The sequence below is a fragment of the Streptomyces parvus genome, assembly GCF_032121415.1.
Lineage (GTDB): Bacteria > Actinomycetota > Actinomycetes > Streptomycetales > Streptomycetaceae > Streptomyces > Streptomyces globisporus_A.
This window is the reverse complement of sequence record NZ_CP135079.1, coordinates 2,920,235-2,943,827: the sequence shown is the minus strand read 5'-3', so window position 1 is coordinate 2,943,827 and position 23,593 is coordinate 2,920,235. Positions and strand designations below refer to the sequence as shown.

The 23,593-nt window shown below is 72.3% G+C and carries 21 protein-coding genes; 12 read left to right on the top strand and 9 right to left on the bottom strand.

Annotated features, from left to right (window positions below; genetic code table 11):
* Nucleotides 1-80 precede the first annotated feature (80 nt).
* Nucleotides 81-1,169 (top strand): NAD-dependent epimerase/dehydratase family protein, encoded by a 1,089-nt coding sequence (locus tag RNL97_RS14070; protein ID WP_030593383.1) that lies wholly within the window; start codon nt 81-83, stop codon nt 1,167-1,169.
* A gap of 15 nt (nt 1,170-1,184) precedes the next feature.
* On the top strand, nt 1,185-2,276 hold the full coding sequence (locus RNL97_RS14065) for a lysophospholipid acyltransferase family protein (RefSeq protein ID WP_030593387.1): 1,092 nt from the start codon (nt 1,185-1,187) through the stop codon (nt 2,274-2,276).
* A gap of 59 nt (nt 2,277-2,335) precedes the next feature.
* On the opposite strand, the gene RNL97_RS14060 is transcribed toward RNL97_RS14065, so the two are convergent.
* From RNL97_RS14060 to RNL97_RS14050, 3 genes are all read right to left on the bottom strand, one after another.
* Nucleotides 2,336-3,550 (bottom strand): DUF5667 domain-containing protein, encoded by a 1,215-nt coding sequence (locus RNL97_RS14060; RefSeq protein WP_030593391.1) that lies wholly within the window; start codon nt 3,548-3,550, stop codon nt 2,336-2,338.
* 209 nt (nt 3,551-3,759) lie between these two features.
* Entirely contained in the window at nt 3,760-4,539 is a 780-nt protein-coding gene (locus RNL97_RS14055; RefSeq protein ID WP_030593395.1) for an ECF subfamily RNA polymerase sigma factor, BldN family, read from the bottom strand.
* Between the two features lie 382 nt (nt 4,540-4,921).
* Nucleotides 4,922-5,869, bottom strand: coding sequence for an HAD family hydrolase (locus RNL97_RS14050; protein WP_030593398.1), 948 nt, complete (start codon nt 5,867-5,869; stop codon nt 4,922-4,924).
* 157 nt (nt 5,870-6,026) lie between these two features.
* Between RNL97_RS14050 and RNL97_RS14045 the strand changes: the two genes are divergently transcribed.
* The 6 genes from RNL97_RS14045 to hemB all read left to right on the top strand — a co-directional run bounded on the left by RNL97_RS14045 (nt 6,027) and on the right by hemB (nt 12,661).
* Nucleotides 6,027-6,317 (top strand): glutaredoxin family protein, encoded by a 291-nt coding sequence (locus tag RNL97_RS14045; RefSeq protein ID WP_030593401.1) that lies wholly within the window; start codon nt 6,027-6,029, stop codon nt 6,315-6,317.
* Nucleotides 6,318-6,574: 257 nt separating this feature from the next.
* Nucleotides 6,575-7,336, top strand: a complete 762-nt coding sequence (locus RNL97_RS14040) for a redox-sensing transcriptional repressor Rex (protein WP_030593403.1) — start codon at nt 6,575-6,577, stop codon at nt 7,334-7,336.
* Complete coding sequence (locus RNL97_RS14035; RefSeq protein WP_313750756.1) at nt 7,333-8,844, top strand: glutamyl-tRNA reductase; 1,512 nt, start codon at nt 7,333-7,335, stop codon at nt 8,842-8,844. The genes RNL97_RS14040 and RNL97_RS14035 overlap by 4 nt, the downstream gene beginning before the upstream one ends.
* Nucleotides 8,841-9,827 (top strand): hydroxymethylbilane synthase, encoded by a 987-nt coding sequence (gene hemC / locus RNL97_RS14030; protein ID WP_030593407.1) that lies wholly within the window; start codon nt 8,841-8,843, stop codon nt 9,825-9,827. Before RNL97_RS14035 ends, hemC begins: the two co-directional genes overlap by 4 nt.
* Nucleotides 9,824-11,494 carry a bifunctional uroporphyrinogen-III C-methyltransferase/uroporphyrinogen-III synthase gene (locus RNL97_RS14025; RefSeq protein ID WP_313750755.1) on the top strand — a complete coding sequence of 557 codons (1,671 nt, stop codon included), beginning with the start codon at nt 9,824-9,826 and terminating at the stop codon, nt 11,492-11,494. Before hemC ends, RNL97_RS14025 begins: the two co-directional genes overlap by 4 nt.
* 153 nt (nt 11,495-11,647) lie before the next feature.
* Entirely contained in the window at nt 11,648-12,661 is a 1,014-nt protein-coding gene (hemB, locus tag RNL97_RS14020) for a porphobilinogen synthase (RefSeq protein ID WP_030593414.1), read from the top strand.
* A gap of 13 nt (nt 12,662-12,674) precedes the next feature.
* On the opposite strand, the gene RNL97_RS14015 is transcribed toward hemB, so the two are convergent.
* The 4 genes from RNL97_RS14015 to RNL97_RS14000 are packed head-to-tail and all read right to left on the bottom strand — an operon-like array spanning nt 12,675 to nt 16,540.
* Complete coding sequence (locus RNL97_RS14015; RefSeq protein ID WP_030593417.1) at nt 12,675-13,154, bottom strand: hypothetical protein; 480 nt, start codon at nt 13,152-13,154, stop codon at nt 12,675-12,677.
* An 18-nt stretch (nt 13,155-13,172) separates the two neighbouring features.
* Nucleotides 13,173-13,562: a hypothetical protein gene (locus tag RNL97_RS14010; protein WP_030593420.1), complete on the bottom strand. Its 390-nt coding sequence runs from the start codon at nt 13,560-13,562 to the stop codon at nt 13,173-13,175.
* 48 nt (nt 13,563-13,610) lie between these two features.
* Entirely contained in the window at nt 13,611-15,656 is a 2,046-nt protein-coding gene (locus tag RNL97_RS14005; RefSeq protein WP_313750754.1) for a hypothetical protein, read from the bottom strand.
* A gap of 50 nt (nt 15,657-15,706) precedes the next feature.
* Entirely contained in the window at nt 15,707-16,540 is an 834-nt protein-coding gene (locus RNL97_RS14000; RefSeq protein WP_313750753.1) for a DUF4253 domain-containing protein, read from the bottom strand.
* Between the two features lie 285 nt (nt 16,541-16,825).
* Between RNL97_RS14000 and RNL97_RS13995 the strand changes: the two genes are divergently transcribed.
* Entirely contained in the window at nt 16,826-17,395 is a 570-nt protein-coding gene (locus RNL97_RS13995; RefSeq protein WP_030593428.1) for a dihydrofolate reductase family protein, read from the top strand.
* Between the two features lie 48 nt (nt 17,396-17,443).
* Here RNL97_RS13995 and RNL97_RS13990 read toward each other — a convergent pair whose 3' ends face one another.
* Complete coding sequence (locus RNL97_RS13990; protein WP_030593431.1) at nt 17,444-18,157, bottom strand: DUF4232 domain-containing protein; 714 nt, start codon at nt 18,155-18,157, stop codon at nt 17,444-17,446.
* A 220-nt stretch (nt 18,158-18,377) separates the two neighbouring features.
* On the opposite strand from RNL97_RS13990, the gene RNL97_RS13985 reads away from it, so the two are divergent.
* The 3 genes from RNL97_RS13985 to RNL97_RS13975 all read left to right on the top strand — a co-directional run bounded on the left by RNL97_RS13985 (nt 18,378) and on the right by RNL97_RS13975 (nt 21,662).
* Complete coding sequence (locus RNL97_RS13985; protein WP_313750752.1) at nt 18,378-19,781, top strand: helix-turn-helix domain-containing protein; 1,404 nt, start codon at nt 18,378-18,380, stop codon at nt 19,779-19,781.
* Between the two features lie 143 nt (nt 19,782-19,924).
* The gene (locus RNL97_RS13980) at nt 19,925-21,136 is read left to right on the top strand and encodes a phospholipase D-like domain-containing protein (RefSeq protein ID WP_030593436.1); all 1,212 of its coding nucleotides are present in this window, start codon (nt 19,925-19,927) and stop codon (nt 21,134-21,136) included.
* 85 nt (nt 21,137-21,221) lie between these two features.
* Nucleotides 21,222-21,662 carry a hypothetical protein gene (locus tag RNL97_RS13975; protein ID WP_313750751.1) on the top strand — a complete coding sequence of 147 codons (441 nt, stop codon included), beginning with the start codon at nt 21,222-21,224 and terminating at the stop codon, nt 21,660-21,662.
* A gap of 70 nt (nt 21,663-21,732) precedes the next feature.
* Here the strand turns inward: RNL97_RS13975 and argS are convergent, their stop codons facing one another.
* Entirely contained in the window at nt 21,733-23,505 is a 1,773-nt protein-coding gene (gene argS, locus RNL97_RS13970; RefSeq protein WP_313750750.1) for an arginine--tRNA ligase, read from the bottom strand.
* Between the last annotated feature and the right edge of the window lie 88 nt (nt 23,506-23,593).

Below are 23,593 nucleotides of genomic sequence, written 5' to 3'. Positions count from 1 at the left end.
CTACGGTGACCGCCAGGGAAGTTACCGCGGGAAGCAGGGGAGCCGGGTCAGGCTTTCCGGGCCGACGGAAGGCACTGGTCTTGGGGAAGGTCGTCCTCGTCACAGGAGTGGCCCGGCAGCTGGGGGGCCGCTTCGTCCGGCGCGTCCAGCGCGATCCCGGGGTCGACCGGGTGATCGCGGTCGACGCGGTTGCGCCCCCGCACCAGTTGGGCGACGCGGAGTTCGTCCGCGCCGACATCCGGCAGTCGGCCATAGCGCGGATCCTGGCCGAGTACGCCGTCGACACGGTGGTCCACCTGGACGTCTCCGGCAAGGCGCTCGGCGCCGGCGGCCGGACGGCGATCAAGGAGACCAACGTCATCGGCACCATGCAGCTGCTCGGCGCCTGCCAGAAGTCGCCGACGGTGCAGCGGCTCGTGGTGAAGTCCAGCACGAGCGTGTACGGGTCGGCGCCCCGCGACCCCGCCGTGTTCACCGAGACCACCCCGCCCAAGTCGCTGCCGAGCGGCGGCTTCGCGAAGGACGCGGTGGAGGTCGAGGGGTACGTACGGGGCTTCGCCCGCCGCAGGCCGGACGTGGCGGTGTGCGTGCTGCGGTTCGCCAACATCCTGGGGCCGCACCCGGACTCACCGCTCGCCGACTATCTGTCGCTGCCCGTCCTGCCGACCGTCTTCGGCTACGACCCGCGGCTCCAGTTCGTGCACGAGGACGATGTGATCGACGTCCTCGGGATCGCGGCGAGCGAGCCCCGGCGCGGAACGCTGAACAGCGGCACGTTCAACATCGCCGGTGACGGGGTGCTGCTGCTGTCGCAGTGCTCGCGGAGGCTGGGGAAGCCCACCGTTCCCGTGCTGCTGCCGGCCGTCACGTGGGTCGGCTCGGCGCTCCGTACGATCGGCATGACCGACTTCTCGCCGGAACAGATCCGGCTTCTCACCCACGGCCGGGTGGTCTCGACGGTGCAGATGCGCGAGACCCTCGGTTTCCGGCCGGAGTTCACCACGGCGGAGACCTTCGCGGAGTTCGCGCGGAGCCGGGGGCCCGGGCTGCTGCCGCCGGAGACGGTGGGCAGGGCGGTGGACCGGCTGGCGGCGTTGCCGCTGCCGAAGGGCGCCGGACCGCGGGAGCGCGGGTCCGGTGCGGCACAGACGACTCACGGCGCCAGGTAGAGGAGCGCACCCACGATGGCGGATGCCAAGGTCATTCCGTTCGACGACGACCGTTCGCGGTCCGGTGGCGGTGCGCGTCCCGCGCGGCGCAGGACCGGGGCCGGCGGTGGCAGCGGTCGGGGCGACGGCTCCGCCGCTCCGGTGAGCGCCCTGCCGGGGGCGCAGGTGCCCGACCAGCCCGGCCTCCTGCCCGACGGGTCCCCGGAGGCCGAGGAGACGGACGGCGGGCCCGGGGAGTCCGGTCCGGACGCGGGCCGCTCGTCGGCCGGGGGCTGGGAGCGGCGGATCGCGGGCGGGCTCGCGTTCCTGCGGCGGCGGGTCACCGGTGATTACGACGTCGACGAGTTCGGGTACGACCGGGAGCTCACCGATCAGGTCCTGATGTCGGCGCTGCGTCCGCTGGCGGACAAGTACTTCCGGGTCGAGGTGAAGGGCATCGAGAACATCCCGTCGGACGGCGGGGCGCTCATCGTGGCCAACCACTCCGGGACGCTGCCGCTGGACGGGCTGATGCTCCAGGTCGCGGTGCACGACAACCATCCGGCCGAGCGGCATCTGCGGTTGCTCGCCGCCGATCTGGTCTTCCATCTGCCGGTCGTCAACGAGCTGGCGCGCAAGGCCGGTCACACGCTGGCCTGTGCGGAGGACGCGCAGCGGCTGCTGGAGAGGGGCGAGATCGTCGGGGTGATGCCCGAGGGGTTCAAGGGCATCGGCAAGCCGTTCGGCGAGCGCTACAAGCTGCAGCGCTTCGGGCGGGGCGGGTTCGTGTCGACGGCTCTGCGGGCGGGTGCGCCGATCGTGCCGTGCTCGATCGTGGGGGCGGAGGAGATCTACCCGATGATCGGCAACGCGAAGACGCTGGCCAGGCTGCTGGGCTTCCCGTACTTCCCGATCACGCCGACGTTCCCGTGGCTGGGGCCGCTGGGTGCGCTGCCGCTGCCGACGAAATGGACGATCCAGTTCGGTGAGCCGATCCCGACGGACGGCTATCCGCCGGAGGCGGCGGAGGATCCGATGCTGATGTTCAACCTGACGGACCAGGTGCGGGAGCAGATCCAGCACACGCTGTACAAGCTGCTGGTGCAGCGGCGGTCGGTCTTCTTCTGACCCTCTGACGAGCAAGGGGCCGGTACGCGGATCGCGTGCCGGCCCCTTCCGTTTCGGCCTTACGGCCGGAGGTTCTCGCCGTCGATGCCGAGGCCCGGGAGGAGCCCCGGGAGGAGCGGGGGCAACGTGACGTCCGGGGCGGCGGGTGCGCTCGGACGGTTCTCGGAGGGCGGCGGGGTGAGCTCGTCCGTGGGGAGCTCGTCCAGCAGGCCGTCCGTGCCGCCGCCGAGGAGGCCGTCGTCCGGGGTGGCGTCGGAGGAGTCCGGCGAGCCGGGGGGCTGGGGGTCCGTGCTGCCGTCGGTGCGGTCTCCGGGCTTCTCGGGGGAGGCCGGAGGTGCGGTGGCGTCGGTGCGGGGGGAGCCCTTGCCCGGGGCGGTGGTGGTGTCGGAGCGTCCGGTGCCCTTGTCCTCGCCGGGGGGGCGGGGAAGGAGGGACTGGAGCGGCGCGACTTCCTCGTCCATGGCGTCGAAGACGGAGGTGACCTCGTCGCGGACGTCGGTGAGCTGGACGGGCAGCCGGTCGCGGAGGCTGCTCCAGGTGTCGCGGTGCGAGCGGGAGAAGGTGTCCAGGGTCTGGATGGGGCCGATCGCTCCGTCGCGCTGGTAGGCGGAGCGGAGCAGGCGGTGGCCCTCGGAGGCGTCGTGGGACATGCCGTTGAGTGCGCGTCTGACGGCGCCGAGGGATTCGTGGTCCAGGGTGCCGGAGCGGCCGCGCTCCATGAGTCTGCGGGCCTCGCTGAGCCGGGTGGAGGCCTGGTCGAGATAGGCCTCGCCGCGGTCGGCGTCGCCCTTGGCCATGCCGAGGCTGATGTCCTCCATCCCGCGCTTGAGCCCGTACAGCGAATCACCGGGGAGGGCGTCGGAGCTGGCGGCGGCCACTCCGCCGAAGGCTCCCGCGGCCACGCCGACGGTGAGCCCGCCGGCGGTGAGCCCCTTCGCCCAGCGGGAGCGGGGTCGCAGTTTCCGCAGTGGTGAGGCCCGGTGGGCCCCCTTGCCCCGTTGCACGGGCACCGTAGGGCCCGTGGACGCGCCGCCCTCGGCGAACATGGCCTCCATGGCGGCGACGAGCTGGGCTCGCTGCACCACTTTGACCTCGGGGTCCAACTGCGGCTTCGGTAGCTCACCGAGGCCGTTCGCCAGGGCCAACAGCGGTCCGCGGTCGGCCTGGTCGGCCGGCTCAGCGGGCTCTGCGGCCGCCGCACCCTGGGGGGTCTGCTCCTCCAGGGCCTGGGCGAAGGCGTTCGCCCGCCGGTGTGCCGAAACGTTTGCGATCACTGGCGGCACCTCCTCTCGTCATGACGGTCGACTCCCCTGGCGGTCCGGAAGGTTGCCCACCTTGAGCGATTCCACTCGATGGAGTGAGCGGAGACGGACAGGTGGTGACGACAGGGGGCCTGCAACCGGCACAACGACGTGCGCGGCACTTGGGTTACGCGCGAAAGATGATCGGACCAGTGCGTGACGGGACGGTCACGCAGAGGTCGTCAGCGGGCGTCGTCCGGCAGGAGTCGGGCGAGCGTCCGCACGGCTCGGTACTGGAGGGTCTTGATCGCGCCCTCGTTCTTGCCCATCACGCGGGCGGTCTCGGCGACCGAGAGGCCCTGGAGGAACCGCAGGGTGACGCACTCCTGCTGCTGGGGGTTGAGTCGCCGGACGGCCTGGAGCAGCGCGGCGTTGGAGAGGGACTCCAGGACGGAGTCCTCGGGGCTGCGCGCCACCTCATTGGCGTCGAGCATTTCACCGGTGGTCACTTCCAGTCGGAAACGACTGGATTTGAAGTGGTCGGCGACCAGGTTGCGAGCGATCGTGACCAGCCAGGCGCCGAAGTCGCGGCCCTGCCAGGTGAACGTGGAGATACGGCGCAGCGCGCGGAGGAAGGTCTCGCTGGTGAGGTCCTCCGCGGTCGCCTTGCCGCCCACGCGGTAGTAGATGTAGCGGTACACGGTGTCGCTGTACTGGTCGTACAGGCGGCCGAAGGCGTCCGCCTCACCGGCCTGTGCGCGCTCGACGAGATCCATCATGCGCGCGCTGTCGCTGTCGGCCGTGGGACGGCGGACGGTCGACGTGGCGGTCGAGGCGGCGCGGGTGCTGCGTCTTCCGACCGCCGCACTGCGTTCGGCCAGGGCGTAGCAAGGGCCGGCAGGTGCAGGGGCGGCAAATGCGGGGACGGCGTACGCGGTGGGGACGAAGCCGCGCAAGCGGTCAACGACCGATGCACGCAGCGTAGCCAGGCCCGAGGCGTCAACCCCGACGTGTGGGTACACGGGACTCCCAGAGGCAGAGCTTCCATCACGAGCAGTTCGAAAATCGTCACCCGTGGTAGCGAGTGGCGGTCTCCGTGATGCGTCTGAGGAGAATAACGCTTCGTGCAGGCAGCGCTACACCCAGTTGTCTAAATCGCCGGTTCCGTCGCTTCTCTTATCGCTAAGTGACGCATCCAGTAGCACATGGTGACCGTTTATTGATCGGATTACTTCGTGATCTGCCTATGGGGGCGACGTGTTGTGGTCGGGCGTCGGCGATCCGGCTGGCCGGAGGGGCGTCGGCGGTTGCGGCGAAACGGCTTTCGATCGGCCGCGCCGCCTCGGGCGTGGCTGCGCCCCGTGACCGGACGGGGCGGGCGCGGGGCGCGGTGAAGGCGGCGGGTCAGCGGCGGCGGCGGTGCAGGGCGAGCGCGGCGGCCGTGCCGCCCGCGAGCGCGCCGACCCCGGCGGCGGCCGGGATGCCGACCTTGGCCGCCTTGCGGCCGGTGCGGTAGTCGCGCAGCCGCCAGTCGCGGGCGCGGGCGTACTTGCGGAGCTTGGTGTCCGGGTTGATCGCGTAGGGGTGGCCGACCAGCGAGAGCATCGGGATGTCGTTGTGCGAGTCGCTGTAGGCGGCGCAGCGGTCCAGGTCGAGGTCCTCGGCGGCGGCCAGGGCGCGGACGGCCTCGGCCTTGGCGGGGCCGTGCAGCGGTTCGCCGACCAGGCGGCCGGTGTACACGCCGTCGACCGATTCGGCGACGGTGCCGAGCGCGCCGGTCAGGCCGAGGCGGCGGGCGATGATGGTGGCGGTCTCCACGGGCGCGGCGGTGACCAGCCAGACCTTCTGCCCGGCGTCCAGGTGGGCCTGGGCCAGGGCACGGGTGCCGGGCCAGATGCGGTCGGCCATGTACTCGTCGTAGATCTCCTCGCCGATGGACATCAGCTCGGAGACGCGGTGGCCCTTGACGATGGACAGGGCGCTGTCGCGGGCGTCCTGCATGTGCTCGGGGTCCTCGACGCCGGCCAGCCGGAACCACGCCTGCTGCCAGGCGAACCGGGTGAGTTCGCGGCGTTCGAAGAACTTGCGCTTGTAGAGGCCGCGGCCGAAGTGGAAGATCGCGGCGCCCTGCATCACGGTGTTGTCGAGGTCGAAGAAGGCGGCGGCGCGGACGTCCCCGGCGACGGGGAACACGAGCTCCTCGGGCGCCTCTTCGGAGGTTCCGGTCAGGAGGGCGGCGTCGTCGTCGGCGGCCGAGGTCTTGCGCGCGGCCTCGGCGGCGGCCTCGCCTGCCAGGACGCTGCGCGCAGTCGCGGAGCGCCTACGGGGGGTGAGCCATCCAAGAGCGGCCATGCGGTGAGCATAGCCAGTCGGTCCGTACCTGCCCGACCTGCCGTGATGCGGTGGCGTGAACGCTTCGGGGCGGAATGGTGAATCGGTTGATTCCGGACGGACGGGGGATGGGCCGCCCGGGCCTGGAAAGGAGGCGCGGCGAGCGCAGAATGTAGGCATGAGTCCTCTGCTGCGCCGTACGAAGAAGAAGCCCGCCGAGCGGGTGGTCACGCTGGTCGGTAAGCCGGGCTGCCATCTGTGCGAGGACGCGCGGGCGGTGGTGGGCGCGGTCTGCGCGGAGACCGGTGCGGCGTGGGTGGAGAAGGACATCACCGAGGACGAGGAGCTGTACAAGGAGTACTGGGAGCAGATTCCGGTGGTGCTGATCGATGGCGAACAGCACACGTTCTGGCGCGTGGACCCCGCGAGGCTGCGCAGGGCGCTGGGTGCGGACGCGAAACCCGGTTAACATTGCGGGCGTTTTGAGTGGCCTCGGGGGCTTAGTTGTGAGGAGTGTGTACTGCTTTGCCCCCTTCGAGGCTGCAACGGGCCGTTGCGGTCCCTGGTTCCGGGATCGCGCGGGAAATGTGCGTGACCCCGGTCACTTTGACCGGACAAAACGGACACAATCTTTGTGCACGCGTTCACAAAGACATAGCCTGCATTCGACGGGGCGGTCTTGGGACATACGGCCGCCTGCAGCCCCGCTCATCCCGCAGGAGCACCGTGGCAACTGGCCGAACACACCGACCGGCGACCCGTAGCCGAGGAATTCCCGAGGCCACCGTCGCCCGACTTCCGTTGTATCTGCGCGCCCTGACCGCGCTCTCCGAGCGATCGGTCCCCACGGTCTCCTCCGAGGAGCTGGCCACGGCGGCCGGCGTCAACTCGGCGAAGCTGCGCAAGGACTTCAGCTACCTGGGCTCCTACGGCACCCGGGGTGTCGGATACGACGTCGAGTATCTCGTCTACCAGATCTCCCGTGAGCTCGGGCTCACCCAGGACTGGCCGGTCGCGATCGTCGGTATCGGTAACCTCGGCGCGGCCCTGGCCAACTACGGCGGGTTCGCCTCCCGCGGCTTCCGCGTCGCGGCGCTGATCGACGCCGACCCCGCCATGGCCGGTACGCCGGTGGCCGGGATCGCCGTCCAGCACACGGACGACCTCGACCGGATCATCAGCGAGAACGGTGTGTCCATCGGTGTGATCACCACCCCGCCCGGCGCGGCCCAGCAGGTCTGCGACCGGCTCGTGGCCGCCGGTGTGACCTCCATCCTGAACTTCGCGCCGACGGTTCTCTCGGTGCCCGAGGGCGTCGACGTACGCAAGGTCGACCTCTCCATCGAGCTCCAGATCCTCGCGTTCCACGAGCAGCGCAAGGCGGGCGAGGACACCACCGCCGAGGACGAGGGCGCGCCCCCGATGCGTGCCACGCCCCCCGGCCGAAAAGGACCCGACGGGGACATGCCCGCCGTGATGCCCGCATGAGCCTCCTCGTCGTCGGACTGAGCCACCGCAGCGCCCCCGTCTCCGTACTGGAGCGGGCGTCCCTCGCTGCCGACACCCAGGCCAAGCTGCTCCAGGACACCCTCGCCGCGGAACCCGCGACCGAGGCCGCCGTGCTGGCCACCTGCAACCGCATCGAGCTGTACGCGGACGTGGACAAGTTCCACGCCGGTGTCGCCGAGCTCTCCACCCTGCTCGCCCAGCACAGCGGCGTCGGTCTCGACGAGCTCACTCCGTATCTCTATGTGCACTACGAGGACCGGGCCGTCCACCACCTGTTCTCGGTGGCCTGCGGGCTCGACTCGATGGTCGTCGGCGAGGGCCAGATCCTCGGCCAGATCAAGGACGCGCTCGCGCGCGGCCAGGAGCTGCACACGGCCGGACGGCTGCTGAACGACCTCTTCCAGCAGGCCCTGCGGGTCGGCAAGCGCGCCCACAGCGAGACCGGGATCGACCGGGCCGGGCAGTCGCTCGTCACCTTCGGGCTCCAGCAGCTCGCCGCCGGGGCCGACCCCGCCCTGTGGGCCGGGGGCAAGCGCGCCCTGGTCATCGGCGCCGGCTCCATGTCCTCGCTGGCCGCCGCCACCCTCGCCCGGACCGGTGTCGCCGAGATCGTCGTCGCCAACCGGACCCGCGCCCGCGCGGACCGCCTGGTGGAGATCCTCCAGCAGGGCGACGACACCGCCGTGCGCGCCCGCGCCGTCGAGATGTCCGCGGTGGGCGACGAACTGACACGTGCCGACATCGTCGTCTCCTGCACCGGCTCCACCGGACTCGTGCTCACCGCCGACGCCCTCGCCGACGCCCTGGGCGTGACCCTGGACGCCGCGCCCGAGGCACCTGCGGTCACCGCCCACGCCCCCGCCCCGGACGACGTCGACCAGCACGCCGCCTGGGTGGGGAACGGTTCCGCCGCCTCCGCCGCGCACGCCGGTCCGGCGGCCGCGCCGCGCCGGGCCAGCGTGCCCGCCCAGTCCACCGGTCCGGTGCGGCTCGCCCTGCTCGACCTCGCCATGCCGCGCGACATCGACGGAGCCGCCCACCGCATCGACGGGGTGCGCCTCGTCGACATCGAGTCGCTCGCCGAGGCGTCCGCCGACGCCCCGATGGCCGCCGACGTGGACCGGGTCCGCACGATCGTCTCCGACGAGGTGGCCGCCTTCGGCGCCGCCCAGCGCGCCGCGCACGTCGCCCCGACCGTGGTCGCCCTGCGCACCATGGCCGCCGACGTGGTCGCCGGCGAGATCGCCCGGCTGGACGGCCGCCTCCCCGACCTGGACGAGAAGCAGCGCGCCGAGATCACCCAGACCGTGCGCCGCGTCGTCGACAAGCTCCTGCACGCGCCCACCGTGCGGGTCAAGCAGCTCGCCAGCGAGCCCGGCGGCGCCGGGTACGCGGACGCGCTGCGAGAACTCTTCGACCTCGACCCGCAGACGGTGGCCGCCGTCTCCCGGGCCGACCTGAACGACCCGAATAGAGGGCGGTCATGACCGACAACTCATCGCCGGACGCGCGGGGCGCCGCGCCGCTCCGGCTGGGCACCCGGCGCTCCAAACTCGCCATGGCCCAGTCCGGGCTCGTCGCCGAGGCGGTCCGCGAGGTGACCGGGCGCGCCGTCGAGCTCGTCGAGATCACCACGTACGGGGACACCTCCCGCGAGCACCTGGCGCAGATCGGCGGCACCGGCGTCTTCGTCGCCGCCCTGCGCGAGGCGCTGGCGCGGGGCGAGGTGGACTTCGCCGTCCACTCCCTCAAGGACCTGCCGACCAGCCAGCCCGACGACCTCGTGCTGGCCGCCGTGCCGCAGCGCGAGGACCCGCGCGACGCGCTCGTCGCCCGGGACGGGCTGACCTTCGAGCAGCTGCCCGACGGTGCCCGCATCGGCACCGGTTCGCCGCGCCGCATGGCGCAGCTCAACGCGTACGCCCGTTCCCACGGACTGCGGATCGAGACCGTCCCCATCCGGGGCAACGTCGACACGCGGATCGGGTTCGTGCGTGAGGGCAAGCTCGACGCGGTGGTCCTCGCCGCCGCCGGGCTCAGCCGTCTCGGCCGGAGCGGTGAGGTGACCGACTTCCTGCCGGTCGACACCGTCCTGCCCGCTCCCGGCCAGGGAGCACTGGCGATCGAGTGCGCCGCGTCCAGCGCCGACCTCGCCGCCGCGCTCGCCGAGCTCGACGACCCGTACACCCGGGTCGCCGTGACCGCCGAGCGCGCCCTGCTCGCCGCCCTGGAGGCCGGCTGCTCCGCACCTGTGGGTGCGCTGGCCGACGTCCTGGCCGACGGGCAGGTTGTCAACGAACTGCGCCTGCGCGGAGTCGTCGGTTCCACCGACGGTTCCTCGCTCGTACAGCTGTCCACCACCGGTCCCGTCCCCACGTCGCACGACGACGCGGCGGCCCTCGGTCGCGAACTCGCGTCCGAGATGCTCGCCAAGGGTGCGGCCGGTCTTATGGGGGAGCGAGCACTTTGAGCCCCACCGGCCCCGCCGCATCCGACTTTCCGGTCCTGTCCGCCCAAGGCCAGGTCACCTTCCTCGGCGCCGGTCCCGGCGACCCGGGACTGCTGACTCTGCGCGCTGTCGAAGCGCTCGCGAGCGCGGACGTCCTTGTCGCCGAGCCCGATGTGCTCGACGTCGTTCGCAGCCATGCGCGGGAAGGCGTGAGCACGCCTGAGCTGACGCTTGTTGACGTCTCGTCAGCAAGCGCCGGGGTACCCGTTCTCAGGGATGCGGCCAATCTTGTCATGGAGGCCGCGAAGGGCGGCAGGCGGGTGGTCCGTGCCGTCGCGGGCGATCCGGGTCTGGACGGCGACGCGGGCGCGGAGATGCTCGCCTGCGTCGCCGCCGGGGTGCCCTTCGAGGTGGTCCCGGGCATCGCGAACGCCGTCGGCGTGCCCGCGTACGCCGGGGTGCCGCTCCGGGACGCGCAGGGCGCGGACGTCCGCTTCGTCGACGCCCGCACGGCCTCCGACCGGTGCTGGAGCGAGGTCGGCGCGAGCGACGCCACCGCTGTCGTCTCCACCACGCTGGACGCGGTCGCGGCCGCCGCCGGCGAGCTCGTCTCGGCGGGCCGCAAGCCCGACACCCCGCTCACCGTGACGATCGCGGGCACCACCACCCGCCAGCGCACCTGGACGGCGACCCTCGGGACGATCGCCCAGACCCTCAAGCAGGCCAAGGTGCTCCCCTCGCCCGAGGGCCACCGGCCGGTCATAGCCGTGGTCGGAGAGCGCAGCTCCGCCGCCCAGCGCGACCAGCTCGCGTGGTTCGAGTCCAAGCCGCTGTTCGGCTGGCGGGTGCTCGTCCCGCGGACCAAGGAGCAGGCCGCGTCGCTCTCCGACCAGCTGCGTTCCTACGGTGCGGTGCCGCACGAGGTCCCGACGATCGCCGTCGAGCCGCCGCGTACGCCCCAGCAGATGGAGCGCGCGGTCAAGGGCCTGGTCACCGGACGCTACGAGTGGATCGCCTTCACCAGCGTCAACGCCGTCAAGGCGGTCCGGGAGAAGTTCGAGGAGTACGGTCTCGACGCCCGGGCCTTCGCCGGGATCAAGGTCGCGGCCGTCGGCGAGCAGACCGCCGCCGCGCTGGTCGACTTCGGCGTCAAGCCGGACCTGGTGCCCTCCGGCGAGCAGTCCGCCGCCGGGCTGCTGGAGGACTGGCCCCCCTACGACCCGGTCTTCGACCCGATCGACCGGGTGTTCCTGCCGCGCGCCGACATCGCCACCGAGACCCTGGTGGCCGGGCTCATCGAGCTGGGCTGGGAGGTCGACGACGTGACCGCGTACCGCACGGTCCGCGCCTCGCCGCCGCCGGCCGACACCCGCGAGGCGATCAAGGGGGGCGGCTTCGACGCGGTCCTGTTCACCTCGTCCTCGACGGTGCGCAACCTGGTCGGCATCGCGGGCAAGCCGCACAACGTGACCGTCATCGCGTGTATCGGCCCGGCCACCGCGAAGACCGCCGAGGAGCACGGTCTGCGGGTGGACGTGCTGTCCCCCGAGCCGTCGGTGCACAAGCTCGCCGAGGCGCTCGCCGCCTTCGGCGCGCAGCGGCGGGACGCGGCGAAGGAGGCCGGCGACCCGGTCACCCGGCCGAGCGAGCGGCGCCCGGGTGCGCGCAGGCGCCGGACGACGACGTAGGTGTACGTGGACGGGTGGGCCCGGTCGCTTCGGCGGCCGGGCCCACCCGTCTTCTCCGGGGCCGGCCGCCGGGGCTGTCGGCCGGCCCGGTCGCGGTTCTTTCCGGCGTCGGTGTCGGTAAGACCGCGGGACGTACGGGTCTATCGTCGAAGGATGACTGCGTACGGAAACTTCCCCGGCTCCCGCCCCCGGCGGCTGCGGACGACCCCGGCGATGCGGCGGATGGTCGCCGAGACACGGCTCGACCCCGCGAACCTGATCCTCCCCGCGTTCGTCCGGGAGGGCATCGACGCCCCGGTCGCCATCTCGGCCATGCCCGGCGTGCACCAGCACACCCTGGACACCCTGCGGAAGGCTGCCGTCGAGGCGGTCTCGGCCGGGGTCTCGGGAATCATGCTCTTCGGGGTGCCGGAGGACGGGAAGAAGGACGCCCGGGGCACGGCGGGCACCGACCCCGACGGGATCCTCCAGCTCGGCCTGCGCGCGGTCCGCGAGGAGGTCGGCGACGGCCTGGTCATCATGTCGGACCTGTGCCTGGACGAGTACACCGACCACGGCCACTGCGGGGTCCTGACGGCCGACGGCCGGGTGGACAACGACGCGACCCTGGAGCGGTACGCGGAGATGGCCCAGGTCCAGGCGGACGCCGGGGCCCATGTGGTGGGCCCCAGCGGGATGATGGACGGTCAGGTCGGCGTGATCCGGGACGCCCTGGACCAGACCGGGTACGAGGACGTGTCGATCCTCGCCTACACCGCGAAGTACAGCTCCGCCTTCTACGGCCCGTTCCGCGAGGCCGTCGGCTCCTCGCTGACCGGTGACCGCAAGACCTACCAGCAGGATCCGGCCAACGCCCGCGAGTCGCTGCGGGAGCTGGCGCTGGACCTGGCGGAGGGGGCGGACATGGTCATGGTGAAGCCCGCCGGACCGTATCTGGACATCCTCGCCAAGGTCGCGGACTCCGCGGACGTGCCGGTCGCGGCGTACCAGATCAGCGGCGAGTACGCGATGATCGAGGCCGCCGCCGAGAAGGGCTGGATCGACCGGGACAAGGCGATCCTGGAGAGCCTGACCGGGATCCGGCGGGCCGGGGCGCAGATGATCCTCACCTACTGGGCGACCGAGGCCGCCGGGTGGCTCGGAGGACGGAACGCCGGGCGGGGCTGAGCCCCCCGCGCGATCACGGCCCACCCGCTCCGGTCTCCTGGAGCCGGTGGGCCTCCTTGATGGAGAAGCGGGCGCTGTCCCGTACGAGCGGGTCCTCGTCGGCCCGCGCGGTGGTGTCCAGGGCCGTGGCGACGACCGGGTCGCCGGTGTAGGGCGCCAGGGACATCGCCGCGTACTGCCGGACCAGGTCCTCCGCCGGGTCGCGCAGCGCGGTGAGCAGGGCGCGGCCCGCTTCGTGGCGCAGCGCGGGGTCGGCCGGGGGCCACAGGCGCAGGACGGTGGCGCTCTCGACCCGCGCGAGGTCGTATTCGCCCGGGTCCGCGACGACCGAGACGAGGAACGGCAGCGCCTGGGTGTTGGCGTCCAGCTCGGTGATGATCTCGCGCTTGCGGTCGCTGCCGGCGGGCAGCGCACGGAATTCGGCTATCAGGCGCTCTGCGGCTTCGGCCGCGGAAGCGGCTTCCGTCGTGGTCGTGAGGTTCGTGTCGTTCATGGGGGTGGACACTTTCTGTCAGGGCCAGTCGACCAGTGCCATGAATGCTACGAAAGTGACCACGGCGGTGGCAGGCGCGGCCAGGGCCAGGCCCACGCGGCGGGCGGCGTAGCGGAGCTGGTGCGGGACCGCCCAGCTGGCGATCAGCACGGCCAGGGCGATGAGCAGGCCGCTCCACAGGACGGTCCAGGCGGTGGTGAAGCTCGCGTCGAAGCGGTCGGCCGCCGCGCCGTTGCAGGAGTCGCACGCCATCGGCGCGAGTCCGCCGATGAACAGGGCGATGAGCCCGATCGGCAGGGTCACGACCGTGGCGATCAGCGGGGCGGCCCACGCGCGGCGGTCGGTGGCGTGGGCGGGGTCGGACGCCGGGGTGCTGCCGTTGCCGCCGGCGTGGCTGTTCGCGCTCATGTGGTCGAGTCAACCGCGAGGGGCCGCCGCCCGCATGAGTACGAGGGCTCAGTCGGCGGCGGCCCTGTCGGCGCGGGCCTCCAGCCAGGCCCGGGCCGCGTCCACCTCGCCTTGCGTGGGGGCCGGGCGGACCTGGTCCGGGTGGCGGGTGATGCAGTGCCGGCGGGCCGCCTTCAGCCCGATCGCGCGGGCCTCGGCGGACAGGCCGGGGTGGTCCGCCACCTCCTGGGCGCGCCGCCACCAGCCGCGGCTGCGCGGGTCGATCGCGTAGTGCCACAGCGGCTGGGCGGGGTCGGCCACTCCGATCAGCACGCGGTGCAGGACGTACGCGCGGACGCCCGGCTCTCCGATCAACTGCTCCGCGACGTGCAGGGGGTGCGTGCCGTCGAGGCGGGCGCGGAGCAGCACCCAGGTCATCAGGTGCCCGTTGTCGTCCCCGCCGGAGACGATGAACTCCCACAGCTCGGCGGCCTTCGCCTCGTCGGGGGCGCCGAGGTGGGTGAGCAGCCGGACCGGGTTCTTCCAGAGCGGTTTGGGCTTCGCCCACCAGGCCAGCAGGTCGTCGGCGGCCGGGTGTTCCAGGTCGAGGGCGAGGCAGGTCAGGGTGACCAGCGGGTGGCGCCACTCGGTGTACGTGGTGCGGTACCGCTTGGTCAGCTCCTTCTTCCAGCGGGGGAGGAGGGCTTGGAGGTCCGGTGCGGTGGCCACGCCGTGGGCGTGGAGCAACTCCAGGCAGAAGGCGATGCCCTGGACGCCGGTGGCCGGGTCGGCGAGCCGGTCGCGCAACCACCGGACGTCGGCGGGGCAGAGGGTGCGGTAGCGGTGGTAGATGTCGCCGAGGCCGCCTTCGTAGCCGGCGAGGTCGGGTCCGGTGGCCGCGAGGAGGTCGTCGCGGGCGGCCTCGTAGCGGTCGACGGCGGCGAGGACCTCGGCCTCGGTGACGCCGGGGTACCCGGCGGCCCGCTCCCGTACGTGGGCGACCCGGTCGTACGCCGTTGAGGCGGCTGCCACGCGCAGGGGGCGCGGCAGGCGGTCGTCGGTGGCGAACCGGACGGCGGTGAGGGCGGAGAACTCCTGGGCGGCGTCCCGGTCCTTCTCCGGCCGGGTGGCGCGCCAGTCCTCCGTCACGGCGGTGGTGAGCGCGGTGAACAGTCTGGTCAGGGACGCCTCGGGGGCGTCGTGTGCGGTCAGCTCTCCGGCGAGCGCATGGGCGGACCGCACCGGGTCGGGCTCGTGGATGGCCCGGTGTACGTCGAGCCATGCGGGGATGGCGGTGGCGTGGCCGGCGAGCGACCAGCGGCGCAGGACGTCCAGGGAACGGGGGGAGGGGAAGGCGCGCAGGCAGTCGGACGCCCGGGGCCCGATGTCCTCCACGACCTCCCGGACGTCGTCGGCCTCCTCGTGGCCGTGGCGCAGCAGCGCGTTCAGCAGGTCCGCCCAGGCTCGCCACTCGGTGAGCCGCCCGGCGTACTCCTCCCGCCAGGCGGGCAGCAGCCGTGAGGTTTCCTCCGGGGTCAGCGCCCGGCGCGCCTCCAGTACGGTCACGAACCCGGCGGCGCCGGACAGCTCCACCGGACCGGCCAGCCGGTCGTGCAGCCAGTGCTCCTCGGCGGGGGCCAGCGGGGCATGGCCGCGGTGGCGGTTCACACCGAGCCGGTCGAGGAACTGGCGTACGCCCGCGGTGTCCTGAGGGTCGGGCAGCCCGTCGGCGTCAGTCGCCGTGACCCGGTCCAGCTGGAAGGCGCCCTGAGGGCCGCCGTTGACGATCCGGTAGCCGGGAGGGCCGTCGCCGAGGCCTGTGGCGACGGTGGTGTGGTCGCCGCCCCAGTGCAGGTACAGCACCTTCCCGAGGGCGCCGGAGCGGTCGAAGGCGTCCTGGGACTGCCAGTGCCAGTAGGCGAAGGAGGCGGTCTCGGGGATGCCGCGGGTCGCGAACAGCTCGGCGGCGTCCGCGTGGCCGTCGGACTGCGTGTAGCGGCCGCGGGTGGGGGGAGGCAGGGCGACGAACGTCTCGCCACCGAGCGTGCGCCACCAGGCCTTGATCCGGGCCAGGTCCGACCGCTGCCCGGCCGGACGGTCCGTGTCCGGTCCCATCGTCCGCCCTCCCTTCGTCTGCCGTCCCGCCGTCTGCCGTCCCGCCGTGTTCAGTCCCACCAGAACGACCACGCTTCCTGGTTGAGCACGGCCTTCTCGGCGTAGGCGTCGAGATCGTGCGGCGGGGCCTGGTCGATGGTGTCCGGGCAGAACGCGTAGTGCTCGGCGGCCAGGGCACGGGCCTCCTCGCCGGTCGCGGGCGGGCGGCCCACGGAGACGATCATCGTGTCGAAGCCGAGCACCACGACCCGGGCGTCGAAGCGGTCCTCCCAGGAACGGAGCACCGCGCAGAGCCGGGCCACGTCGTTCTCGTGGTTCATCGGGCCCGACCAGCCGATCGCCGCCGGTATGTCGGCGCTGCGGCGGGCCGGGACGAGGGCCATCCGGGCTCCGCCGAGCCACGCGTCGGCGTCGGCGGCGATGACGCCCGCGAGGCCCGCGGCCACGCTGTCCGCGTCCTCGGCCGCCTCCCGGACGGGAACGGGCGCGAGACCGGGCCAGGACGAGCCGCGGCCCGGGGCGTCCTCGTCGGCTGCCGTGCCGTCGCCGGTCTCGTCGTCCGCGTGGTCGACGTGGTCCGCCCAGTACCCCGCGAGGACCTCCTCGGCGTCGTGGTCACCGGGATACGACGTGGCGTCCGGGCAGAGGTCCCAGTCCTCGGGCCACTGGTCGCGCCGGCCGCCCGTGACCAGCACCGGCAACAGCCCGACCCGCCTCCCGGCCGCCCGCAGGTCCGGCCAGTCGCGCGGGGCCGCCGGGCCGTCCGCGTGCCAGAGCAGCGGTTCGGGCCAGGGGCCGTCCAGCGTGGCGTCCACCAGGGAGCCGGGCGGGAGGACCAGGCCGGAGGAGGCCGGATCGGGCAGAGGATTCGGGAGCGTCGCCATGACGGGGAGCCTAGGCGGCGGCACTGACAAGGAGTCGGCGGTGGTCCCGGAGGCCGGGGGCCCGGAGCCGCGCGGCCCCGGGAGCCGGTGAACTCGGGGGCTGAAGCCGTGCGTGCCGCCGCACGACGCAGGTGATCATGTGCCGGCCAGGCCGCTTCCCACGCGCCGACGCCTGGCACGGGAGGGCTCATCTCCCGGTGTACCGGCTGGGGGAGACGTATCGTCAAGGCCCCGTTGCGCGCCGCCCCGGTCCCCGTCGACCGGGCCGATCCGGCAGGAGCCGCCGTGAACAAGATCGTCACGTCCATCTCGCTCTCCCTCGACGGATTCTTCGAAGGGCCCGACCACGACATCGACTGGCACACCGTCGACGAGGAGGTGCACCAGCACTTCAACGACTATTTCCGGACCATGGGCGGCTTCGTCGAAGGACGCGTCACCTACGAGCTGATGGAGGATTTCTGGCCGACCGCCGATCAGGACCCGGCCAACGAGGGCCCGATGGCCGAGTTCGCGGGCATCTGGCGGGGCATGCCGAAGTTCGTCTTCTCGCGGACGCTGGAGAGCGTGGGGCCCAACGCGACGCTGCTGCACGAGGTCGACCCCGAGCAGGTGCGCGGTCTGCGGGACGCCGCGTCGGGGGACCTGGCGGTCGGCGGGGCGGATCTGCTGGAGTCGTTCCGGCGGGCCGATCTGATCGACGAGTACCGGATCTACGTCCACCCCGTCATCCTCGGCCGGGGCCGCCGCTTCTTCCGGGACACGGAGGAGCGGCAGATGCTCCGGCTGGTGGAGACCCGGACCTTCGGCAACGGGGTCGCGATGCTCCGTTACGAGACGGTCCGGGCGGGATGACGGCGGCGACGGGTCAGGGACCTGCCCACGGGCGGGCCGCCCGTCCGGTCAGTACATCAGGGCGTTCTCGAGGTCCGACTGCCAGTAGGTGACGAAGCCGAGGCCGTCCGTGGAAGTCCCCGCCGGGAGCTTCAGCATGGCCTCGCCCTTCGGCTTGTTGCCCCGGTCGACCATGATCACGCCGAGGTTGTCGCTCTTGACCGGCTCGTTCTCGCCGGGCTCTCCGAGCAGCGCGATGCCCGCGTACGCCTCCTCGCCCGGGGCGAGCGTGACGACCGCCTGCGGCTTGCTGTCGTCGAGGACCGGGTACACCGCCTGGGCGCCGTCGAAGCGGAGGAACGGCGCGTAGTAGGCGGAGCAGTTGGTGGAGCCGGTGTTGGTCACCGTGAGCAGCAGGTGGTTGATCGGGCGGCTCACCGAGGAGACCTTGACCGTGGAGTTCTTGGGCGTGCAGGCCGGGCTCGCTGCCGCGATCTTTTCGTTCGGCCCGGCCGCCGGCTTCTTGCCCCGGGTGTCGCCGTTGCCGTTGCCGCCCGCGTGCTTCCCCTCGGCGGGGACGGTCTGCGTCTCGGGCCTTCCGCCTTCCGGTGCGTCCGGCTGCGCCGTGGCGCCGGTGCTCGTCGCCGCGGGTGTCGCCGTCTCGGCAGCGCCGGCCGGCTTGGTCCCCATGGCCTTGTCCTCGCCGCCGCATGCGGTGAGTGAGAGAGCGGCGGCGACGACGCTGGCGGCGAGGGCGATGGTGCGGGTGCGGTTGGTGCGCATGGTGGTACTCCCCGTACTCGGTTGATGTGTCGGTCCGGTTGAACGCCGGTCCGGCGGCGGTGCTGCTGTGGTCTGGTCCGAGCTTGTGGGACGGCGGATTCCTGCCGCAACGCCTGCCGAACCATTGGGGACGCTGGAACGTCTACGCGTACGGTGACCTGCGGGAATTCCGCGTCCCTGGAATGCCGTTCCGGGACGCACGAGGAAGGGGAACGCCGTCGTGGCGACGCCGGAGGCCGTGGAGTTCGCGGCTCTGCTGAAGGATCTGAAGGACCGTTCGGGGCGCAGCTACGGCGTACTGGCGGGGAAGCTGCACGTCAGTACGTCGACCCTCCACCGGTACTGCAACGGGGACGCCGTGCCGAACGAGTTCGCCCCGGTGGAGCGGTTCGCGCGGGTGTGCGGGGCGTCGGGCGACGAGCTGGTGGAGGTGCACCGGCGGTGGATCGTGGCGGATGCGGCCCGGCGGCGGCCTCCTGCGGCGACTGCGACTGCGACTGCGGCTGTGTCTGCTGCTGTGCCTGACGCCACGTCTGATGCCGCGCCTGCCGCTGTTCCTGGTGGGGTGGAGGCGAGTGAGCCGCCGGGGTCGACCGAGCTGCCCAGGCCGGCTGCGCCGGCCGTCACCTCGGGTGGCGATCGGTCGGGCCCGGGCTCCCGTTGGTCCCGGCTCTCCCGGCGTACGCGGGTGCTCATCGCCGCCGCCGGGGTCGCCGCGCTCCTCGTCCCCACCGTCGTCGCCGTCGATCTCGCCGGGTCGGGCAAGGAGAGCGGCGGGAGCGCCGCGGACCGGGTGGAGGACGCGGGCGGGGACCTCGCCGCCGCGCCGGAGGGCTCCGCCCCGGCCACGCCCCGGCCCTCCGGGAGTCCGAGTTCGGCCCGTCCTTCGGCGAGCGCCTCCGCGTCCCCGTCCGGGCAGCCGTCCGGGAGGCCCTCGGCGGGCTCGGGCCCCGGGCAGTCCCAGAGCGGGGGCGGCGATGGCGGGGGCGGTACGGGCCTCGGCGCTCCGCCGACCGTCAGCATCTCCTCGTACAACTGGGAAGAACCCTGCGGCCAGCACTACCTGGTGAACCGGGGGCCCGACGAGCTCGACCCGCCGCCCGCGCCGCAGGACCGGCGCGGCTGGGCGGAGTCGTACGGCGGGGTCGACGCCGGGAACATGCTGCTCCAGCTCACCGTCCAGGGGACCTCGCGCGAGGCGGTCGTCCTGAAGGGGATGAACGTCCGCGTCGTGTCCCGCAAGGCACCGCTGCCCTGGTCGGCGTACCTGATGGGCAACGGCTGCGGCAGCGGGATCACGCCGCAGACCTTCGCCGCCAACCTCGACGCCGGGCATCCCACCCTCCGGGCGGTTCCGGGGACGCAGGGGGACATCGAGGTGCCGGCGGTGGACTTCCCGTACAAGGTGTCGTCCGAGGACGTGGAGGTCTTCAACCTCGACATGAAGGCCGTCGGCTACGACGTCACCTGGTACCTGGAGCTGGAGTGGAGCAGCGGCGGCAAGGAAGGGACGCTGCGGATCGACGACCGCGGGAAGCCGTTCCGGCTGAGCGGGATGAAGGGGCGCCCGGAGTACGTGCACGGGGGCCCCGGTTACGGCTGGGAGCGCGCCGGCCAGCCCTGAGGCCCCGTCTCCGCCTCCTGACCGGCAGTGGCCGTACACGTGTGCGGAACTCGGGAGTACAGTCTGCGGGGCCCCGGCAGCCGCCGCGCCGTGTGTCGGCGTACGGCCGCCCCGTCCCCGTCCCCGTCCTCACAAGGTGACCCATGTCCGCCATTGCTGCAGAAGCCACCGACCGACCGGCCCTGGACGACCGCACCTGCGAGAAGCGGTCCCTGCGGCTCAGACGCAGGCTGGAGCGGCTGATCGGCATCGCCGCCACCGAGGGCAACGCCCTCGTCCCGCTCCGTAACGGAGACGCGATCTTCGGTGCGATGCTGGAGGCGATCCGGGGCGCGGAGCACACCGTCGACCTGATGACGTTCGTCTACTGGCGGGGTGACATCGCTCTCCAGTTCGCCGAGGCCCTGGCCGACCGCGCCCGCGCCGGGGTCCGGGTGCGGCTCATGCTCGACGGGTTCGGATCGCGGCTCATCGAGAAGGACCAGCTGGCCCTCATGGACGAGGCCGGGGTCACCGTGACCTGGTTCCGCAAGCCCCTCCACCTCTCACCGCTCAAGCAGAACCACCGCTGCCACCGCAAGGTCCTCGTCGTCGACGAGCGCACCGCGTTCACCGGCGGCGTCGGGATAGCCGAGGAGTGGTGCGGTGACGCCCGCAACGAGCACGAGTGGCGGGACACCCACGTCCAGGTCACCGGGCCCGCCGTCGACGGACTGGCCGCCGCCTTCGCCCAGAACTGGGCCGAGTGCCACGACGAGCTGTTCGACGACCGCGACCGGTTCATCAGCGAGGAGCACCACGGCGACTCCGTCGTCCAGGTCGTCCGCGGCTCCGCCTCCTTCGGCTGGCAGGACATGCAGACCCTGATCCGGGTCGTCCTGGAGTCCGCCGAGGAACGCATCCGCCTCACCACCGCCTACTTCGCCCCCGACGCCTACTTCACCGGGCTGCTGTGCGCCGCCGCCGCGCGCGGGGTGGAGGTCGAGATCCTGCTGCCGGGACCGCACACCGACAAGCGGGTCTGCCAGCTCGCCGGGCAGCGCTACTACGAGGACCTGACCGACTGCGGTGTGAAGATCTACCAGTACCAGCCGACGATGATGCACACCAAGACCCTCACCATCGACCGGGTCGCCTCGCTCATCGGCTCCACCAACTTCAACCGCCGCTCCCTCGACCACGACGAGGAAGTCATGCTCGCCGTCCTCGACCAGGACTTCACCGCGACCCTTGACAGCCACTTCGAGGAGGACCGCGAGAAGAGCATCCTGATCGAGCGCGGCCGATGGAAGCGCCGCGACCTCGTCCAGCGGGCCAAGGAAGCGGCCGTCGTGCCGATCCGCCGCTTCCTCTGAGAACTGGGGCCTCGGGGGCGTGCCCGCGCCGTCACCGGGCAGGCGGGGAGGACGACCGTCGTCCGCCATGTGAAGGGCAGGGCCCATGAGCGTCATCGCCGACACCTCACCGGCACCGTCCGCAGCGGTGATCACCGAACCCCTGCCGGATCTTCAGCTCCAACTGCTCATCCAGCTCCTCGACGAGGACCCCCGCTCCAGTCTGCCCCTCACCCTCACGCACCCCGGCGGCCTCCTGCACGGCGACGTCATCGGGCACGAGCAGTGGAAGGCCGAGTGGGCCAGGAGCCTGCGCCAGGTCGAGGGCGAGGGGGCCAACCTGCTCGCCGAGTTCCCCGAGACGGTCGACCAGGGCGTACGGGAGCTGCGCGCGGAGGAGGAAGCGCCGGGGACGGCCCGGCTGCCCCGCTGGATCCATCTGCGGGACGTCACCCTCGTCGCCGGGGCCATGACCCCGGTCTCCCTGCCGCTGTGGCGCGGACGCCTCTCCGACGTGTCGGGGTGGGCGCTGGGCCGCCCGCAGTGACCTCGTAGGGACGCGATCGGCCCCGGCGCCCGTTCCGCGGGTGCCGGGGCCGACGTACGTACGGCGGCGGTCAGAGGCGCTCGGGCGTCCGGATGCCCAGCAGCGCCATCCCCCGGTGCAGGGTCCGGGCGGTCAGCTCGACCAGGAAGAGCCGGTTCTCGACGACCTCCGGGGCGTTGTCCGGGCTGAGCACCTGGCACTGGTCGTAGAACGTGGTCAGGTGCGACGCCAGCTGGTAGAGATACGCGGCCAGCTTGTGCGGCTCGTAGCCCGCGGCCACCTCGGAGAGCACCTCGCCGAACTGGTCCAGGTGCAGGCCGAGCGCCCGCTCCGCCGGGGCCAGCGCCAGCTCCGGGTGGGCGGCCGGAACCGCGTCCCCGGCCTTGCGCAGGATCGACTGGATACGCGCGTACGCGTACTGGAGGTACACCGACGTGTCGCCGTTCAGCGACACCATCTGGTCGAGGTCGAACTTGTAGTCCCGTACGGCGGAGGTCGACAGGTCCGCGTACTTCACGGCCCCGATGCCGACGTACCGGCCGTTCTCGACGATCTCCGCCTCGGACAGGCCGACCTTCCCGGCCTTCTCCCGGACGACCGCGGTGGCCCGCTCGACCGCCTCGTCGAGCAGGTCCTCCAGCCGGACCGTCTCGCCCTCACGGGTCTTGAACGGCTTGCCGTCCTTGCCGAGGACCGTGCCGAAGGCCAGCTGCACGGCCTTGACGCCGTCGCCCAGCCAGCCGGCCCGCCGGGCCGTCTCGAAGACCATCTTGAAGTGCAGCGACTGCCGGGCGTCCACCACGTACAGCAGGGTGTCGGCCTTGAGGTCCTGGACCCGGTTGCGGATCGCGGAGAGGTCGGTCGCCGCGTAGCCGTAACCGCCGTTCGTCTTCTTCACGATGAGCGGGACCTTGTTGCCGTCCGGGCCCTTCACATCGTCGAAGAACACGCACAGCGCACCCTCGGAGCGGACGGCGACACCCGTCTCCTCCAGGATCCGGCAGGTCTCCTCCAGCATGTCGTTGTAGCCGGACTCGCCGACGATGTCGGGGTCGCGGACCTCCATGTCGAGCTTGTCGAAGACCGAGTGGAAGTAGATCTTCGACTCGTCGACGAAGCCCTGCCACAGCTCCAGCGTCTCGGGGTCACCGGCCTGGAGGGCCACCACCCGGTCCCGGGACCGGGCCTTGAACGCCTCGTCCGAGTCGAACAGGGCCCGGGACGCCTTGTAGACGCGGTTCAGCGTCGACATCGCCGCCTCGCCGTCGCTCGCGTCGCCCTCGTGCTTCAGGGCGCCCGGGTGCTCGATCAGATACTGGATGAGCATCCCGAACTGGGTGCCCCAGTCGCCGATGTGGTGCCGCCTGACGACGTCCTCGCCGGTGAACTCCAGGATCCTGACCATCGCGTCGCCGATGACCGCCGACCGCAGATGGCCGACGTGCATCTCCTTGGCCACGTTGGGCTGGGCGTAGTCGATGACCGTCTTTCCGGCGTCCGCGGCCACCGGCACGCCGAGGCGGCCCTCGGGGTCGGCGGCCCGGGCGGCCAGCGTCTCGACGATCGCCCTGTCCGCGAGGGTGATGTTGAGGAAGCCGGGGCCGGAGACCTCGATGTCCTTGATCAGCTCGCCCGCCGGGAGGGCGGCGGTGACCTGGCCGGCCAGCTCCCGGGGGTTGCCCTTGAGCTTCTTGGCGAGCGCCAGGATGCCGTTGGCCTGGAAGTCGGCCCGGTCGCTTCGGCGCAGCAGCGGGTCCGCGGTGCCGGCATCCGGCAGGGCTGCCGTCAGGGCGTCCGCCAGCTGCTGCTGGAGCGTGGAAGCGAGGGAAGGGACCGAGGCCATGGCTGGCTGCCGTTTCCGTAGGGGTACAAGGGATCGGTCCAGTATCCCACGGGGCGTAAAGCCGTTTTCGCGCTGCGGGGGGTAGCTG